The sequence below is a fragment of the Mucilaginibacter sp. P4_E8 genome (assembly GCF_056401495.1).
Map to the genome: position 1 here is coordinate 1 of NZ_JBFUJG010000050.1, position 18364 is coordinate 18364.

Annotated in this window: 11 protein-coding genes; all 11 read left to right on the forward strand. The window is 42.3% G+C overall.

What is annotated here, in order from left to right; all coding sequences use genetic code 11:
* The first annotated feature begins 2 nt into the window (after nucleotides 1-2).
* Complete coding sequence (locus AC1DRQ_RS17520; protein WP_477425949.1) at nucleotides 3-179, forward strand: carbohydrate-binding family 9-like protein; 177 nt, start codon at nucleotides 3-5, stop codon at nucleotides 177-179.
* Nucleotides 180-246: 67 nt separating this feature from the next.
* A complete protein-coding gene (locus AC1DRQ_RS17525; protein WP_477425913.1) occupies nucleotides 247-1824 on the forward strand; it encodes a beta-N-acetylhexosaminidase in 1578 nt (525 codons plus the stop codon).
* A 310-nt stretch (nucleotides 1825-2134) separates the two neighbouring features.
* Nucleotides 2135-3790 (forward strand): glycoside hydrolase family 28 protein, encoded by a 1656-nt coding sequence (locus AC1DRQ_RS17530; protein WP_477425914.1) that lies wholly within the window; start codon nucleotides 2135-2137, stop codon nucleotides 3788-3790.
* Nucleotides 3791-3801: 11 nt separating this feature from the next.
* Complete coding sequence (locus AC1DRQ_RS17535; RefSeq protein ID WP_477425916.1) at nucleotides 3802-4797, forward strand: pectinesterase family protein; 996 nt, start codon at nucleotides 3802-3804, stop codon at nucleotides 4795-4797.
* Between the two features lie 8 nt (nucleotides 4798-4805).
* On the forward strand, nucleotides 4806-6710 hold the full coding sequence (locus AC1DRQ_RS17540; RefSeq protein ID WP_477425917.1) for a glycoside hydrolase family 88 protein: 1905 nt from the start codon (nucleotides 4806-4808) through the stop codon (nucleotides 6708-6710).
* 34 nt (nucleotides 6711-6744) lie between these two features.
* Nucleotides 6745-8238, forward strand: a complete 1494-nt coding sequence (locus tag AC1DRQ_RS17545; RefSeq protein ID WP_477425919.1) for a tagaturonate reductase — start codon at nucleotides 6745-6747, stop codon at nucleotides 8236-8238.
* A 10-nt stretch (nucleotides 8239-8248) separates the two neighbouring features.
* Nucleotides 8249-9901: a UxaA family hydrolase gene (locus tag AC1DRQ_RS17550; RefSeq protein WP_477425921.1), complete on the forward strand. Its 1653-nt coding sequence runs from the start codon at nucleotides 8249-8251 to the stop codon at nucleotides 9899-9901.
* A 22-nt stretch (nucleotides 9902-9923) separates the two neighbouring features.
* A complete protein-coding gene (locus AC1DRQ_RS17555) occupies nucleotides 9924-10937 on the forward strand; it encodes a zinc-binding alcohol dehydrogenase family protein (protein WP_477425923.1) in 1014 nt (337 codons plus the stop codon).
* Between the two features lie 7 nt (nucleotides 10938-10944).
* Complete coding sequence (locus tag AC1DRQ_RS17560) at nucleotides 10945-12501, forward strand: MGH1-like glycoside hydrolase domain-containing protein (RefSeq protein WP_477425925.1); 1557 nt, start codon at nucleotides 10945-10947, stop codon at nucleotides 12499-12501.
* Nucleotides 12502-12717: 216 nt separating this feature from the next.
* The gene (locus AC1DRQ_RS17565; protein ID WP_477425927.1) at nucleotides 12718-15477 is read left to right on the forward strand and encodes an alpha-d-galacturonidase; all 2760 of its coding nucleotides are present in this window, start codon (nucleotides 12718-12720) and stop codon (nucleotides 15475-15477) included.
* Nucleotides 15478-15485: 8 nt separating this feature from the next.
* Nucleotides 15486-18314: a glycoside hydrolase family 95 protein gene (locus AC1DRQ_RS17570; protein WP_477425929.1), complete on the forward strand. Its 2829-nt coding sequence runs from the start codon at nucleotides 15486-15488 to the stop codon at nucleotides 18312-18314.
* Nucleotides 18315-18364 lie beyond the last annotated feature (50 nt).

Consider the following 18364-nt stretch of genomic DNA (forward strand, 5'->3'; position numbering starts at 1 on the left):
CCATGGAGGTGTTTACCTATACTGACTTAACTTCTTTTGAGCAAGAAAAAGGCCTTTGCAATTTCTTTAAATGTGGCGACGATTTACCAGAACCTCATTTCTTTAGTTGGAATAAGATTTATAACGAAAAGCCTGACTTTCATTTACCTGAGTTTTTTGGCAATATTCAATTTATGTGATTTAGCAAATTCATTTGTGAAAATAATTGTATTTTCGGGTGCGTACACGGAGTTTTAAATTCATATTATGATAAAGTCTATCCTAATTGGTATAATTCTATTTTTTTCTTTTCAGCGGGCGATAGCTCAACAACCCGATATCATACCACTTCCTGATCATTTTAGTAAGGTTGATGCTGAATTTGTTTTATCCTCAGGCGCAGTTGTCAGCGTACAGGATAAAGAATTTGAAAAGGTTGCCTTGTTCTTTCAGCAACAAGTGCTGGAATATACCGGTATATCAATGCCTTTAAAAACCAAAACTAAAGAACGGTCGGTCAGCTTTATTAAAAAGAAGTCGGGGAAAGACCCAGAAAGTTATTCATTGGAAATGAATGATAAGCATGTCATCATTAGCTCGTCAACAGATAGGGGAGCATTTGATGGTGCTGTTTCCTTGCTACAACTAATACGAAAAGGCGATGTGAAAGAAAATGCGGTAAACCTTAGCTGCTGGAAAATTGAGGATAAACCGCTTTATTTATGGAGAGGCTTTATGCTGGATGAATCAAGACATTTTATGGGTAAGGCAAAAGTTAAAAGCTTGCTCGATTGGATGGCTTATTATAAACTTAACAGGTTTCACTGGCATTTGACTGACCAGAATGGTTGGAGAATTGAAATTAAAAAATATCCTAAACTCGCACTGGTTGGAGGCATAGGTAATTATACAGATCCATTTACTACAGCAACATTTTACACGCAGGAAGATATTAAAGAGATAGTGCAATATGCTGCGCAGCGTTTTATTGAAGTAATTCCTGAGATTGATATGCCCGGCCATGCCAGAGCTGCAAATATGGCTTATCCTGAGTATAATGGAGGAGGAACCCCAAAATACCCTGATTATACATTTAACCCGGGTAAAGAATCAACTTATTCCTATCTCAGTAATGTTTTAAAAGAAGTAAATGTGCTATTTCCGTCCCATATGATACATATGGGCGGAGATGAAGTGAGTTATGGAAATAAAAATTGGGAAACCGACGGTGATGTTAAAGCGCTTATGAAGCAGTATGCGCTTACTGATATTGCTAAAGTAGAGCAGTATTTTGTTTCCAGAATGGCAGATTCTATAAGGGAATTAAACAATAAGGTATTGGTATGGGATGAAGCGGTTGATACTAATCTTCCGGTAAATGAAACTATAGTTTTCTGGTGGCGGCAAAATAAACCCGAACAATTAAAAAAAGCACTTGATAAAGGATTTTCCGTAGTACTTTGTCCTCGTTTGCCTCTTTATTTTGATTTTGTACAGGATAGTTTGCTTACCAACGGACGTAAATGGGATGGTAAGTTTAATGCATTAGAAGATGTTTATTCATTTTCGCTGAACAATTTTCCTGATACAAAGGGGCATGAGGATCTTGTTAAGGGCATACAAGCAAATCTTTGGACAGAAACTATTCCTGGTATACAAAGGCTCGATTTTATGTTATTCCCGAGGATATGTGCCCTTGCGGAGGCAGCATGGACCTCTCCTGAAAAAAGGGATTTTAAATTTTTCGAGAACCGTTTAAAACCTGAGCTGGGGCTTTTTAAAAAGTCAGGCTTAAATTTTTATGAGAAAAAATATATGGCAAATGAAATCATGGGAGATAATTAAATCACCGTACTCCTATAATAACTGTTAAAATAACAGGATTGCGAATAGTTCCTAATCATTTGTAATCAGCCTAAATTGCTTTAAAATTTAGATTTTTCGAATATTTTAAAAATCCCCCAAAGACAATTAATTGGTGAAAAATTGTGCAATCGTTTCCGGGAACGATTGCACAGATTTAGTTGATCATATCTTTTTTTTATCAATCAAGAGTAATTAATCTTGTTTAGGAATTAGGTTTTTATATGCTTAAAACGCATATAAAAATGCCTCTTCTGTACCAATTATTTGGCTAACCATTATTATATAAAACATGTCTATCGTAAAAGGATCATTTGCTATTGTGGCCTTGTTTGCTACAGGTTCGCTCTTTGCCTCGGCGCAGGTTAAGCCCTATTCATGGCAGCATTTACCGCATGTTAGCAGTCCTGTATTTAAAAAAGATACTTTTAACATTTTAAAATATGGTGCCAAATCCGATGGGCATACACTAAATACCAGCAGTATTAATAAAGCCATTGCTGTTTGTAGTTCAAAGGGCGGGGGAGTAGTGCTTATTCCTCAAGGCTTATGGCTCACCGGTCCCGTGGTGTTGAAAAGTAATGTGAACCTTCATGTAAGCAGAGCCGCGCTACTGCAATTTACCGATGATAAAAGCCAGTATAAGCTGGTTGAAGGCAATTATGAAGGTCATGCGGCTGTACGTAATGAATCGCCGATTTCAGGTACTAACCTTGAAAATATAGCTATTACAGGTGATGGCATTATTGATGGGCATGGCGAGGTATGGCGTGCCATAAGTAAAGAAAGACTTACCGAGGCTGAATGGAAAAAGCTGGTGGCATCTGGTGGCGTGGTTAGTGAGAACGGAAGATCATGGTATCCCTCAGAAAGCTATGTAAATGGCCTTAAAACCCCAGGAGCCGGAATCCTGGGCCAGGGCAAAACCCTAAAAGACAATGAGCCGATGAAAGATTTTTTCAGGCCCAATATGTTGGTACTTACCAATTGCAAAAAAGTATTGTTGCAAGGGGTAACGCTTCAAAATTCACCGGCCTGGGATATTCACACTCTGTTATGTGAAAACCTGACCGTGCAAAATGTACGGGTAAGAAATACATGGAACGCGCAGAACGGTGATGGTATTGATGTGGAATCATGTAAAAATGTACTGATAGAAGGCAGCACTTTTGATGCCGGCGACGATGGGATCTGTATTAAATCTGGCAGAGACGAAGAGGGCCGCAGGAGGGGTAAACCGACAGAAAATGTGATTGTACGGAATAATATAGTTTACCGTGCACATGGCGGTTTTGTAATAGGCAGTGAAATGTCTGGTGGGGCAAGGAATATTTTTGTGTCTGACTGTACTTTTATCGGTACTGATATTGGCCTGCGCTTTAAAACTACCCGTGGCCGTGGTGGTGTAGTGGAAAATATCTTTATCAAAAATATCAGCATGAGGGCCATATTACATGAAGCTATACTTTTTGATATGTACTACGGGGGTAAATCGCCGGGTGAAGATGACGAGGTTAATGATAAAACTGTTATCCCTGTAACAGAAGCTACACCATCGTTCAGGAATTTTTATGTAAATAATGTAGTATGTAACGGTGCCGAAAAGGCGCTTATGATCAGGGGGCTGCCCGAAATGAGTATCAAAGGTATCCACATAGAAAATAGTTCTTTTCTGACTGATAAAGGAGCCGATATTATTGAGGGGCAGGATGTTAGTCTTAAAAATGTGTACCTGGAAAGTAAAGACACTAATCCGTTGATCAATATCCAGAATGGCAGCGACATTACGCTTGACCATGTGACTTATAATAACGCGCAATTGCTGTTTAAAATTGCCGGTAAAAAATCAGCGCGTATACAGCTCTTAAATACCGATACCTCCAAAGCTAAAACTAAGGTTGAATTTGGTTCGGGCGCGGTTAACAGCGCGTTAGTGATGGCTAAATAATAGAGGGAAAGATGAGGAAATTACTGTTATCGATATTGGGTTTGCTTACTCCGGCAATTTTGCTGGCACAGGCGGTTACGTATCCAACTCATTTTACGGTAGCACAGGATGGAAGCGGCGATTTTAAAACAATACAGGAAGCTGTAAATGCCGTGCGCGATCTGTCGCAAGTGCAAGTTTCAATCTATATTAAAAAAGGCATCTATCGTGAAAAGTTAGTCATTCCTTCATGGAAAACGAGGATCTCATTAATTGGCGAGGATAGAGGAAACACCATCATCACTAATAATGATTTTTCGGGTAAGGCAAACCCACAAGGTAAGGATGCCTTTGGTAAGGATAAATTCACTACGTATACATCATACACTGTTCTGGTGCAGGGTAATGATTTTATTGCCCAAAACTTGACTATTGAAAATGCAGCCGGACCGGTTGGGCAAGCTGTGGCTTTGCATGTGGAAGGTGACAGATGTGCTGTAATAAATTGCCGTTTGCTGGGTAACCAGGATACCTTATATGCGGGTACTGAAAATAGCCGTCAGTTTTATAAGAATTGTTATATTGAAGGCACTACAGATTTTATTTTTGGCGAGGCTACTGCGGTGTTTCAACATTGTGAGCTAAAGAACCTTAAAAACTCGTTTATTACTGCTCCAGCCACAACACAACGACAACAATTTGGCTTCGTGTTTTTTGATTGCAGGCTTTTGGCTGTTGATAGTGTAAAAAAAGTATTCCTCGGCAGGCCGTGGCGCCCTTATGCAAAAGTTGTTTTTATTAATACCGATATAGCCAGCCCTGTATTTGCAGCAGGCTGGGATAACTGGCGTAATCCGGAAAATGAAAAGACAGCCTTTTTTGCAGAGTATAAAAGTACAGGTAAAGGTGCGGTTACGAGTGATCGTGTATCATGGTCGCACCAGCTTACTGAGGCGGAAATAAAGAAATATACCATAAAAAACATCCTGAGCGGTACTGATAATTGGGATGTATTATCTATAAAATGATCTACATAATGAAGAAATTATTGCTGTTGTTTACTTTTCTTTTTTCGGGTCTGTTGCTGCACGCGCAAACAGAAAAGCCGTGGTCACAACGGATGGCAACTACGGCCATGCATTTATGGAAAGACTCCTTACCCAGCAATAACTGGACGTATGACCAGGGCATAGTTTTGCAGGGGTTGCAAAGTGTATGGCTGCAAACGGCAGACAATGAATATTTTAAATACATACAGCGAGCCATGGACAGGTACGTTAATGCAGATGGTTCCATTCGCACTTATAAATCGCAGGATTATACATTGGATAATATTTTATCAGGTCGAAGCTTGCTCATGCTTTATCGTGTTTTAAATGCCGAAAAATACTACAAAGCCACAAACTTACTGCGTAAGCAACTAAGTGAGCACCCGCGTGTACCCGAAGGCGGTTTCTGGCATAAAAAACGCTATCCTAACCAAATGTGGCTTGATGGGCTGTACATGGCCGGGCCCTTTTATGCCGAATACGCTACTACATTCCATGAAGACGCTGATTTTGATGATATAGCCAATCAGTTTATCCTGATGGAAAAATATGCACGTGATCCTAAAACAGGTTTGTTATACCATGGTTGGGATCAAAGTAAAAAAGAACGCTGGGCTAATCCCCAAACAGGGCTTTCTGCAACTTTCTGGGGCAGGGCAGATGGCTGGTATGCTATGGGCTTGGTTGATGCATTGGATCAGTTTCCGTCCAGCCATCCAAAACGTGCGGCGTTACTGGCAATCTTGAACCGTTTTGCCGCGGCTATTACTAATTACCAGGATAAAAGTACGGGTGTGTGGTATCAGGTTTTAGATAAGGCGGGCGAAAAAGGCAACTACCTTGAATCATCAGCTTCTTGCATGTTTGTATATGCTTTGGCCAAAGGTGTAAGAGAAGGATATCTGCCCGAAAAGTATTTACCGATAGCACAAAAAGCATACAAAGGCATTCTCAAACAATTTATAGAAACCGACGCCAGTGGGCAGGTTAATATAAAAGGCGTTTGTGGTGCGGTAGGTTTAGGAGGGAACCCTTATCGAGATGGTAGTTACCAATATTATACCAGCGAAAGACCGGTTGTTAACGAAACAAAAGGTGTAGGCAGCTTTATGCTGGCCAGCACGGAGATAGAGCGGTTGGCTCATTTTAACGCAGGTAAAGGTAAAATTGCCCTGCTCGACAGTTATTTTAATGATGAACACAGGAAGGATAATGTTACCGGCACAAATATTTCCTTCCATTACAAATGGGAAGAGTGGGACAACAATGGTTCCTCTTTATTCGGGCATATTTTTAATACTTATGGCTTACATACAGAGACCTTATACCAGGCTCCGGATGCCGCTAACCTGAAAAAAGCAGCTGTTTATATTATTACGGATCCGGATATCCCCAAAGAAAACCCTGATGTTAAATACATAGAAAACCCGCATATTAAAGCCATAAGCGAATGGGTGAAAAACGGCGGTGTATTGCTGGTATTAAATAATGACACAGGCAACGCCGAGTTTACACATTTGAACAAGCTGATGGCAAAATTCGGTATTCATTTTAATGAAAATAGCGTTAATCATGTAGCTGGTCGCCAGTTTGAGCAAGGCGCAATCAATATACCCGACGGAAATACCATATTTAAAACTGCAAAAAAAATATATATTAAAGAGTTGAGCACTCTTCAGCTCACTGCACCGGCTGTAGCCCGGCTCACTAACGGGAATGGTGTAGTTGTTACTACAGCTAAATATGGTAAAGGCACCGTGTTCGCCGTGGGCGATCCCTGGTTTTACAATGAGTACACTGATGGCCGTAAGCTACCACCCGATTATGACAACTTTAAGGCAGCCAATGATCTGGTGCGCTGGGTTACACAACAAATAGCAATAAAACAATAATTAATTTATATAGATACCCCATTTATCAAGCACAATGATCTTATCAAGATATAACCTAAAAAAGATAAGCATACCGGCAGTTGAATTGCCCGGCGAGCAAATATTTGATCTGCCCGAAAGAATATTGCAATTTGGTACAGGTGTGCTTTTAAGAGGCCTGCCCGATTACTTTATTGACAAGGCCAATCGTAACGGGATTTTTAATGGCAGGATAGTAGTTGTAAAATCAACAGATACCGGTTCGGTAACTGATTTTGATAAGCAGGATAGCTTATATACTGTTTATTCAAAAGGGATTGAAAACGGAAAAGAAGTGAATGAACAGGTAATATGTTCGGCCATCAGCAGGGTGCTTTCGGCAACAAATGATTGGGATGCCATATTGAAAGTTGCCCGGAACCCACATTTACAGGTGGTTATATCCAATACCACAGAGGTGGGTATAAAGTTGGTAAAAGAAGATGTAAGCAAGCACCCTCCGGTTTCCTATCCAGGTAAATTACTGGCTATTTTATATGAGCGTTATAAAGCATTTGATGGTAGCGAAGACAGCGGATTAATAATTATACCTACCGAACTTATTGTTGATAATGGCAAAAAGTTAGAATCCATAGTATTAGAACTGGCTCATTTGAACAAGCTGGAACCGGCATTTATGGATTGGCTGGAAAGTAGCAATAGTTTCTGTAATTCGCTGGTCGATAGAATAGTACCTGGCAAGCCTGATAAGGCGCTGAGTGATGAACTGGAAATTGAAAATGGTTATATCGATAACCTGAGCATCATGGCAGAAACCTACAGTTTATGGGCTATTGAGGGTGATGATAAAATTGCATCGGTATTAACATTCAGCCAGGCAGATAAAGGTGTTGTAATAACGCCGGATATTGAATTGTTCAGGGAGTTAAAGCTGCGCTTACTAAACGGAAGCCATACTTTAAGCTGCGCGGTGGCCTATCTTTCAGGTTTCAAAACAGTTAAAGAGGCGATGGACGATGAGCACTTTACCAAATTCATCACGCAATTAATGTTTAACGAGATCAAGCCGGCCATTCCTTACCAAATTGATGATGCCGTAGCGACTGACTTTGCTGGTAAGGTTTTAGACAGATTCCGTAACCCGAATATCAGGCATGAGTGGTTAAGCATTTCCATGCAGTACAGTACTAAAATTAAGATGAGGGTGATTCCGTTATTATTAAATCATTATAAGCAGACTAATTCGGTACCTATGGGTATGGCGCTTGGTTTTGCGGCTTTCATCAGATTTATGCGGGTTAAAGGTGGCACCCAGGGACAATATACAGGAACAGCTAATAACACGATATACAAAGTTACCGACAGCCAGGCCGAATATTTTTCAAAAATTTGGGAAAATGCCGATATTAATACCGTAGTGCAAAACGTATTAAAGAATAAAGAGTTGTGGGATGCTGACCTGAGTATTTTGTCCGGTTTTAAGGATGCTGTAATTGAACAATTAAACCGTATTAATGCAAAAGGACAGCTTGAGCTTAGTACTATCTGAATTAAACACCATGAAAAAAAAAATAATAAAGGTACATCCGGCAGATAATGTGTTGGTAGCGCTTACCGATCTGCAAGCTGGTGAGGAGGTTGTTTATCAAAATAACCGCTATAAAATAATTGAACTGATACCCGCAAAGCATAAGTTTGCTATTGCCGATATTGCCGAAGGCGGCGAAATAATTATGTATGGGGTATTGGTTGGGAAATCGCAAAGCCGCATACCAGTAGGTGGTTTATTATCAACAGGTAATGTAGTACATGCTGCAAACAGTTTTTTAACTGGCAGCAGCCATACCGACTGGCACAAACCTGATGTAAGCAAATGGCAAAGTCAAACATTTAAAGGCTATCATCGTGAAGATGGCAGCGTAGGTACGGCAAACTACTGGCTGGTTATCCCTATGGTGTTTTGTGAGAACCGCAACATTGAGGTATTGCAGGAAGCACTGGTAAAACCATTAGGTTATGGCCGCAAAAAAACTTATGAGATCAAGGCCCAGCAACTCATCAGTAAGATTAAGGCTGGCGGCGCAATAGACGAAGTTTTATATACCGAAATTGAAGGTGATACTGCCCGGATCAGTGGCGATAAATTATTTCCCAATGTGGATGGTATTAAATTTTTAAGCCATACAGGCGGCTGTGGCGGTACACGTCAGGATTCTACCACTTTATGTGGCTTACTGGCGGGGTATATAACACATCCCAATGTGGCAGGGGCTACGGTACTGAGCCTGGGTTGCCAGAATGCGGAAGTAAAAACCTTGCAGGAGGAGATCAATAAACGTTCGCCAAACTTTAATAAACCTTTATACATTCTTGACCAGCAAAAAACAGGTAAAGAGGCCGATCTGTTAGAACAAGCCATACGCCAAACGCTGGCCGGTTTAATGCAGGCTAATGCCTATACCCGTCTGCCCGCGCCTTTAAGTAAGCTGGTAATAGGTTTGGAGTGCGGCGGTTCTGATGGCTTTTCGGGTATCTCGGCTAATCCGGCTATTGGTTACACATCAGATCTGCTGGTGGCACTTGGCGGTTCAGTTATTCTCGCGGAGTTTCCCGAACTGTGTGGTGTAGAGCAAAACCTGATAGACCGCTGTCTGGATAAAGATAAAGCCGAGCGTTTTGCCAGCCTGGTGAGCAGCTATAGCCAGCGTGCCGAAGAGGCAGGTTCAGGTTTCTATATGAACCCATCGCCCGGAAATATTAAGGATGGTTTGATAACCGATGCCATCAAATCTGCTGGTGCAGCAAAAAAAGGTGGCACATCGCCTGTAGCTGATGTGCTGGATTATCCGGAAAAAGTTACTAAGCCCGGTTTGAATTTATTATGTACCCCTGGTAACGATGTGGAATCAACTACAGCCGAGGTTGGTTCAGGAGCCAATGTGGTTTTATTTACCACTGGCTTAGGTACGCCAACAGGTAACCCGATTACGCCTGTGGTAAAGATCGCTACAAATACTACCTTGTTTAACCGTATGAGCGATATCATCGACATTAATACGGGAACCATTGTGGAGGGAGATGAAACTATTGAACAAGCTGGTGAAAGAATACTGGACTATGTAATAAAAGTGGCAAGCGGCGAAATTGAAGTAAGTGCGGTAAGACATGGCCAGGACGATTTTATTCCATGGAAAAGAGGCGTTTCTTTGTAAAGAATAATTATAATATAAGATAATGAAGGTATTGACCTGTATAACACCCGGGAAACTGGAATATGGCTCTGCTGATGCTCCGCAAGTTAAACCGGGCTACGCTTTACTGAAAATTAAACGTATTGGTATATGCGGAACAGATCTGCACGCGTTTGAAGGCACACAGCCATTTTTTAGTTATCCACGTATATTAGGCCATGAACTGGCCGCCGAACTGGTAGATGCGGGCGATGGACAGGGTTTTGAAAAAGGTGAATCGGTAACTTTTATTCCTTATTTTAATTGCGGGTATTGTATTGCTTGTCGTTCTGGCAAGCCAAATTGCTGCGTAAACATACAGGTTTGCGGTGTACACACCGATGGCGGCATGGCCGAATATCTACAGGTGCCATCGCACTTGTTGGTACATGGCGAAGGACTTAGCTTTGATGAACTGGCGCTGGTTGAGCCTTTAGCCATAGGAGCACATGGGGTACGCAGGGCTAATGTGCAACAGGGAGAATTTGTACTGGTAATTGGTGCAGGTCCTATTGGTTTGGGCATTATGGAGTTTGCACGTATAGCTGGTGGTGTGGTTATAGCCGCCGATTTCAACCCTCAGCGTTTGGCATTTTGTAAGGATAATTTAAAGATTGCCCATACCATAAATGTAAAGGACGAGAACATGATGGAACGGCTGAAAGAGATCACCAACGGCAATATGCCTACCGTGGTAATTGATGCCACCGGCAATCAAAAAGCTATAAACGGTGCTTTTCAGTATATGGCACACGGAGCCAGGTATGTGTTGGTGGGTTTGCAAAGGGATGAGATTATAGTTAGTCACCCCGAGTTTCACAAACGCGAGGCCACCCTGATGAGCAGCCGCAATGCCACCCGCGAAGATTTTGAACATGTTATCAGCTCTATGAAAAACGGTTTGGTTGATCCCCAGACTTATATAACACACCGGGTAAAATTTGATGAAGTAAAAGATCAATTTGAAAGTTGGTTAAACCCGGCTAACGGTGTCATAAAAGCTATGGTTGAGGTATAAAATAACGATGAAGAGATCTGCAATATTGGGCTTTATCATTGGTTTGTTGAGCCTCACAGCAATTAATGCTCATGCACAGCAAAAACATTTGCTTGGTTTTAATAAGCTAAAAAACTACGTCAGCTATTTTAATTCAATTGACACCGAAGCTGTTAAGAATTACGTAACGAACGATCATGCTTATGATTGGTTGGCCAAAAATGTCCCGTTGTTTGAGTGCCCAGATTCTGCTATCCAAAAAATATATTATTATCGCTGGTGGACGTTCCGTAAACACCTAAAACAAACACCTGATGGATTCATCTTTACGGAATTTATAACACCGGTAAGCTTTACGGGTGTTTATAACAGCTCAAGCAGTGCGCTTGGTCACCAGGTTTATGAGGGCCGCTGGCTGCATGATCCGCAGTATATTAACCAGTACATTAATTTTTGGCTGTATGTTGATCCCAAACAAAAAAAGCCGCACCTGCATGCTTTTAGTAGCTGGATAGATGATGCTGTTTATAACTATTACCTTGTTAACCTGGATAAATCTTTTATACAGCAGGCACTCCCTTCACTTAATCTGGATTACAATAAATGGGAAACCGAAAAGCAATTACCTTCCAAACTATTCTGGCAGTTTGATGTTAGGGATGCCATGGAAGAATCCATCAGCGGTTCAAGAAAAATAAAAAATATCCGGCCCACTATCAACAGTTACATGTACGGTAATGCGGTGGCACTGTCAAAAATGGCCTCTTTAATTGGTAACGATACCCTGCAGGCCAAGTATTCCCAAAAAGCAGCCGAATTAAAAAAATTGGTACAGGATAGCTTATGGAGTGATTCTGCCTCATTTTTCGAAGTAAGAAAACCCGATGGAAAATTTGCCGGTGCACGGGAAGAGATTGGATTTATTCCCTGGTACTTCAACCTGCCTGATGATAAGCCAACCTATGCTAAGCAATGGAATCAGCTAACGGATACTAAAGGTTTCAACGCCCAATGGGGTATCACCACGGCCGAACGACGCCATCCTTTATTCCGTACCCATGGCACAGGGCATGGCTGCGAGTGGGATGGAGCTGTATGGCCATTTGCCACCACGCAAACCCTGAAGGGCCTGGCTAATTTGCTTACCAATTATCAAAATAAAGACAGCATGACCCCGGCAGTTTTTTATAATGAATTGCACAAATATGCGCTGTCGCACATTAAGCGTGGGGTGCCTTACCTGGGCGAATACCAGGACGAAAAAACAGGCTATTGGCTCAAAGGCGATAACCCACGGAGCAGCTACTACAACCACTCGGGTTTTTGTGATCTGGTGATCAGCGACCTGGTTGGATTAAAACCGCGTACAGATAATATCCTGGAGGTTTTTCCACTTATCCCCCAAAACCAATGGAAGTGGTTTGCGTTGGATAATGTGCTGTATCACGGTCATCTTATTAGCATTTTATGGGATAAAACAGGAACCAAATACCATAAAGGAAAAGGTTTTATAATTTATGCTGATGGCAAAGTGATTATGCGCAGCACTCAGCTCAAACATGTATTGGCAAAGCTCCCGGTTTAAATATAGCCGATTTTCTCTCTTTTCTGGATTGCAAGGGTTATAATGATGGCAATATCGTATAGTACCTGGAAAAAATATCAGATGAAATTACCACACCATACCGATATTTTTGAGTGTTATACAACCAATTAAGTTCAAACCTTAATACCATCTTAACATAACCTGCTATATCAAGTCTGCCCCCTGAAATGGCTTTGTAGCAAATGATGTAAAAACATGAAAATGAAAATAACCTTTAGCTACATTGCATTTCTGATACTGTTATTCAGCTGTTTTTATACATCATTAAAAGCTAAAGACCCGGTTAATAAAATAACCATTGTGCTGCCTGTAAAACATCATGAGCGTTTGGATTATGGCGCTCAAAAACTGGAGTTAGCTTTGCAGCAGGCCGGTTATACTATTACCACACAAACAGGAGCTAAGACTACCACAGGCAATACCATTTTCATCGGACTTTTACAGGATGCCATTATCAAGTCAGCATTGATAAAACAACAAGCTGGCACTGGCAAAACACCCGGAAAGGAAGGTTTTACCATTAACAGCAATAGCAACACCACTATTATAGCTGGTGCTGATAATTCGGGAGCTTTATATGGCTGCCTGGAATTGGCCGATCGGGTTAAAAATGCAAACGCTTTACCTGTGAAACTGGCGGTAACAGATCAACCTGAAATGGTTTTGCGAGGCGCTTGTGTCGGGGTGCAAAAACCGGCCTTATTGCCTGGTCGCGGTGTTTATGAATATCCATACACGCCCGAAAACTTCCCCTGGTTTTATGACAAGGCCTTATGGTTACGTTATCTTGATTCATTGGCCGAAAACAGGATGAACTCCTTGTACCTGTGGAACGGGCACCCTTTCGCGTCGCTGGTAAAAGTAAGGGAATATCCCTACGCGGTTGAAGTAGATGATGCCACGTTTAAAAAGAATGAGGAAATGTACCGCTTTTTGGCAAGGGAGGCCGATAAACGCGGGATATGGCTGATACAGGGATTTTATAATATCATTGTATCCAAACCCTTTGCCGAAAAAAACAACCTGAAAACGCAGGATCGTAATCGCCATATTGTACCTGTTATTGCCGACTATACCCGTAAATCCATCGCTGCTTTTGTTCAAAAGTATCCCAATGTAGGTTTACTCATCACCCTGGGTGAAGCCATGGAAGGAGTAGGGCAGGATGACATAGACTGGTTTACCAAAACCATTATACCGGGTGTACAGGACGGCCTGAAAGCATTGGGCCGTACCGATGAGCCGCCTATTGTACTGCGGGCGCATGACTCAGATGCTCCTTCGGTAATGAAATACGCTAAACCATTATATAAAAACCTGTATACTATGGCTAAATATAATGGCGAGGCGCTTACCACCTATGAGCCGCATGGCCCCTGGGCCGATCTGCACCGGACACTCAGCCGTATTGGTACTGTACAGATAGAGAATGTACACATCCTGGCCAATCTTGAACCATTCCGCTATGGTTCGGCCGATTTTATACAGAAGTGCGTGCAGGCCATGCACAATACCTATGGTGCCAATGGCTTGCATATCTATCCGCAGGCCTCATACTGGGACTGGCCATATACTGCCGATAACAGCGGTAATACACGTTTGCTGCAAATTGACCGCGACTGGATCTGGTATAAAGAATGGGCCCGCTATGCATGGAATTGTCACCGCGACCGGGCCGACGAAATAAATTATTGGGCCAAACAACTCGCTGGTAAATATGGCAGCAATGAAACGCGCGGCAAGGATATTTTGGTCGCCTACGAACAATCAGGCAACATTGCCCCCGAACTGCTGCGCCGCTTTGGCATTACCGATGGCAACCGCCAAACTATGACGCTGGGCATGCTGATGAGCCAATTGGTTAATCCCGAAAAATTTGGTTTGTTTACGTTGCTTTATAATTCAGAAGGTCCGGTTGGCGAAATGATGAGCGAGTATGCTGAAAAAGAATGGAAGCATCAGCCTCATATCGGCGAAACACCCGTAAAGATAATTGATAGCGTAATAGCACAGGGCCGCAAAGCGGTTGAAGCTGTTGACGCTGCGTCGGCAGGAATAACAAAGGATAAGGCCGAATTTAACAGGCTTAAAAACGATATGTACTGCTATAATGCGCTGGCTAATAGTTATGCTTATAAAGCGAAGGCGGCTCTATGGGTTCTGCGGTATAAATATTCAGATAATGTTGCCGATCTGGAAAAGGCTCTACCCGAACTGCAAACCAGTTTAAAGTATTATGAAGAATTGGTAAAGCTTACCAAAGATACTTACCTGTATGCCAACAGTATGCAAACCAAACAGCGCAAGATTCCAGTTGGGGGTAACGATGCTAAAATGAAAACCTGGGTGGAGCTACTACCAGTTTACCAAAAAGAGCTGGACAATTTTAAACGGAATATCGATTCGCTGAAATCGCCGCAGACTGCAGCCCAAAAAACAGAAAAAATTGTTTTAACCGATGCCGCTGTAAGCATCCCATCGGCAGATTACTATAAACTTACCGCGGGTGAACAGGTGTTTGCAGATACTACCGTAGCCATAAAAAATGTGGCACCTGAACTGGCTGGGTTAAGAGCCATAAAGCTAAATAAAGCCAATCAGCTTAAAAATGGTACGGAACTGAAGTTTACCAATAGCAAGTCGGTAAAAGTGCTTGTTGGCTTTTTTAGCACCAAAGACGCCGGGTACTCGCCCGAACCGCAGTTGGAAACTGATGCCAGCGCCAATGATTACGGACAGGCGGATAGTAAAATTGCTAATGCTATCCAGATTGAAGGTTTGCCACCGGTTAATGTGCACACTTATACCTTTAAAGCAGGTACCAACACGCTCACTTTAGGCAAAGGCGCTTGTTTAATTTTAGGAATTGTTGACGATAATGCGCCTATACCGGTTTATGATGCGGGTTTAAGCAATGCTGGAAATATTAAGGATTTACGCTGGTTGTTTAATTAATTTAGACTATGAAAAACACAAGACCATCAGTCTTTAAGCGATTAGTTATTGCGGTTTTATTGGTGCTTAGTGCGAATTTAACCCACGCTCAAACCGACCTGAAACTATGGTATAAACAACCGGCTCAAAAGTGGACGGATGCATTACCCATAGGTAATGGCCGTTTGGGTGCTATGATATTTGGCGGTGTGAATGAAGACAGAATACAGTTTAATGAACAAACTTTGTGGACAGGCGGTCCGAGAACATACGAACGTGAAGGAGCTGTAAAATACCTGCAACCCATCCGCCAGTTGTTATTTGATGGCAAGCAGGCCGAAGCTGAAGCGCTGGCTCAGGAACATTTCATGGGCATGAAATGTAATGAGGCTGCCTATGCCACCGACTCTGCTGCCTGGTTTAAAAAAATAAGCTCAAATACAGAGCCCGCGGCAGCCGGTTTTAATGACAGCAATTGGAAAACTATCACATTACCTGCTGCTAATGGCTGGGAAACAATTCTCGGTTTTGAAGGATTGGATGGCGCTGTTTGGTTAAGAACCACATTTAATCTCCCTGCAAATATGACGGTTAAAAACATGGTACTGAGCATTGGTCGTGTACGTGATGTTGATTTTACCTATGTTAATGGTAAGCTTGTGGGTTCGGCAAATAATACTGTTAACCGTAAATATACTATTCCTGCCGGATTGCTTCATGAAGGTGAAAATACCATTGCTGTTCAGGTAATCAACTTTTTTGATAAAGGCGGACTTACCACAGTTAAAGAAAAATTTGCTGTTTATCCAGAAGGGGGTAATGCTGAAACCGGCATTTTACTAAAACCTCAATGGAAATACTGGATACAGGATGATAATCCACCCGCATATCCACGTTATAATGCCGACTATCAGCCCTTCGCTGATGTGTATTTGCAGTTTCCGAAGCAAATAGTAAACAGCTATAAACGCGATCTGGACATCAGCAACGCTACAGCGCATGTAAGCTACAAGGCGAACGGCGTTACTTACACCCGCGAATACTTTAGCAGTGCGCCTGATCAGGTAATGGCTATTCATCTAACAGCCAGCAAACCCGGCAGTATTACTCTTAAGGCCTTGATGAAAAGCCTGCATAAAAAATTTACTACCAAAAAAATTGATGATCATACCCTGGCATTGTCCTTAAAAGTGCATGACGGGGTTTTAAAAGGAGTAAGTTACCTGCGTGTACAAAATAAAGGCGGCAGGGTTCTGGTAACATCAAATAATATTACGGTTACCGGGGCAAACGAAGCTACGTTTTATTTAACTGCAGCAACCAACTTCAAAAATTACCATGACGTATCCGGCAATCCGCAAGCTATCTGCAAAAAACAATTAGCCGCTGTCACTCATAAAAGCTATGCGGCTATAAGGGCAGATCATATAAAAGACTACCAAAAAATTTTTAACACATTTTCTATTGATCTGGGTAAAGGTATAAATGCTGGTTTGCCAACTGATGAGCGGATCCTTAAATTCAGGGAAACACCAGACCCGTCATTTATTACGCTTTATACACAATACGGCAGGTATTTGCTTATCTCTTGCTCTCGCCCGGGAAATGGGCCGGCCAATTTGCAAGGGTTATGGAATGACTTGCTTACCCCACCATGGGGCAGCAAGTTCACAACTAACATCAACTTACAAATGAACTACTGGCCTGCCGAGGTGCTTAACCTTTCGGCCTGCAGCGAACCATTTTTTAGCATTGTTGATGATCTGGCACAAACCGGTAAGCAAACCGCAAAGGAACATTATGGCGCACCGGGTTGGGTGTTGCATCATAATACTGATGAGTGGCGGGGAACAGCCCCGGTAAATGCGTCAAACCATGGTATTTGGGTAAGTGGCGGTGCATGGCTTTGCCATCAGCTATGGGAACATTATTTATATAGTCAGGACGAAGATTTTTTGAAAAACCATGCCTATCCCGAAATGAAGGGTGCGGCGGAGTTTTTTGTGCACTTTTTAGTGAAAGACCCTAAAACCGAATACCTTATCAGCTCACCATCCAATTCGCCAGAACATGGCGGACTGGTGGCCGGGCCAACCATGGATCATCAGATCATTCGAGATTTATTTAAGAATTGTATTAAAGCATCAGAAATTTTAGGCATCGACAGAACGTTTGCCGATACGCTTCGACTGAAATATAACCAGATAGCGCCCAACAGGATAGGTAAATATGGGCAACTACAAGAGTGGATGGAAGATAAGGATGATACTGCAGATACCCACAGACATGTATCGCACATGTGGGGTGTATTCCCGGGTACCGATATTACCTCAAAAACACCTGAACTGATGAAGGCGGCTGAAAAATCTATGCGTTACCGCGGCGATGAGGGAACCGGCTGGAGTATTGCCTGGAAGGTGAATATATGGGCCAGGATGAAGGAGGGTGACCATGCTTATATGATGTTTAAAAAGTTACTTTCACCGGCCGATGTAAGTTCTGGTAAAGAAAAGGGCGGTGTTTATCATAATCTGTTCGATGCGCATCCACCATTCCAGATTGACGGGAATTTTGGCGGCGCTGCCGGATTATCAGAAATGCTATTGCAAAGCCAGAGCGATGAGATTGAACTGTTACCCGCCTTGCCATCAACCTTAGCCGAGGGCAATATTAAAGGTATTTGCGCCCGTGGTGGTTTTGAGTTAAATTTTAACTGGCAAAATGGGCGGTTACAAGGTGTAAAGGTATTGTCAAAAATGGGCGGCATTTGCCATCTGCGCTATCAGGATAAAACCATCAGTGTTGATACACAAAAGGGCAAAACATACCGGTTTAATGCCGATCTGAAGCAGATATGAGTGTGAGTAGCCAGCATATTAAAAGGCGGTTGTTTCGGTTGAATCATCAA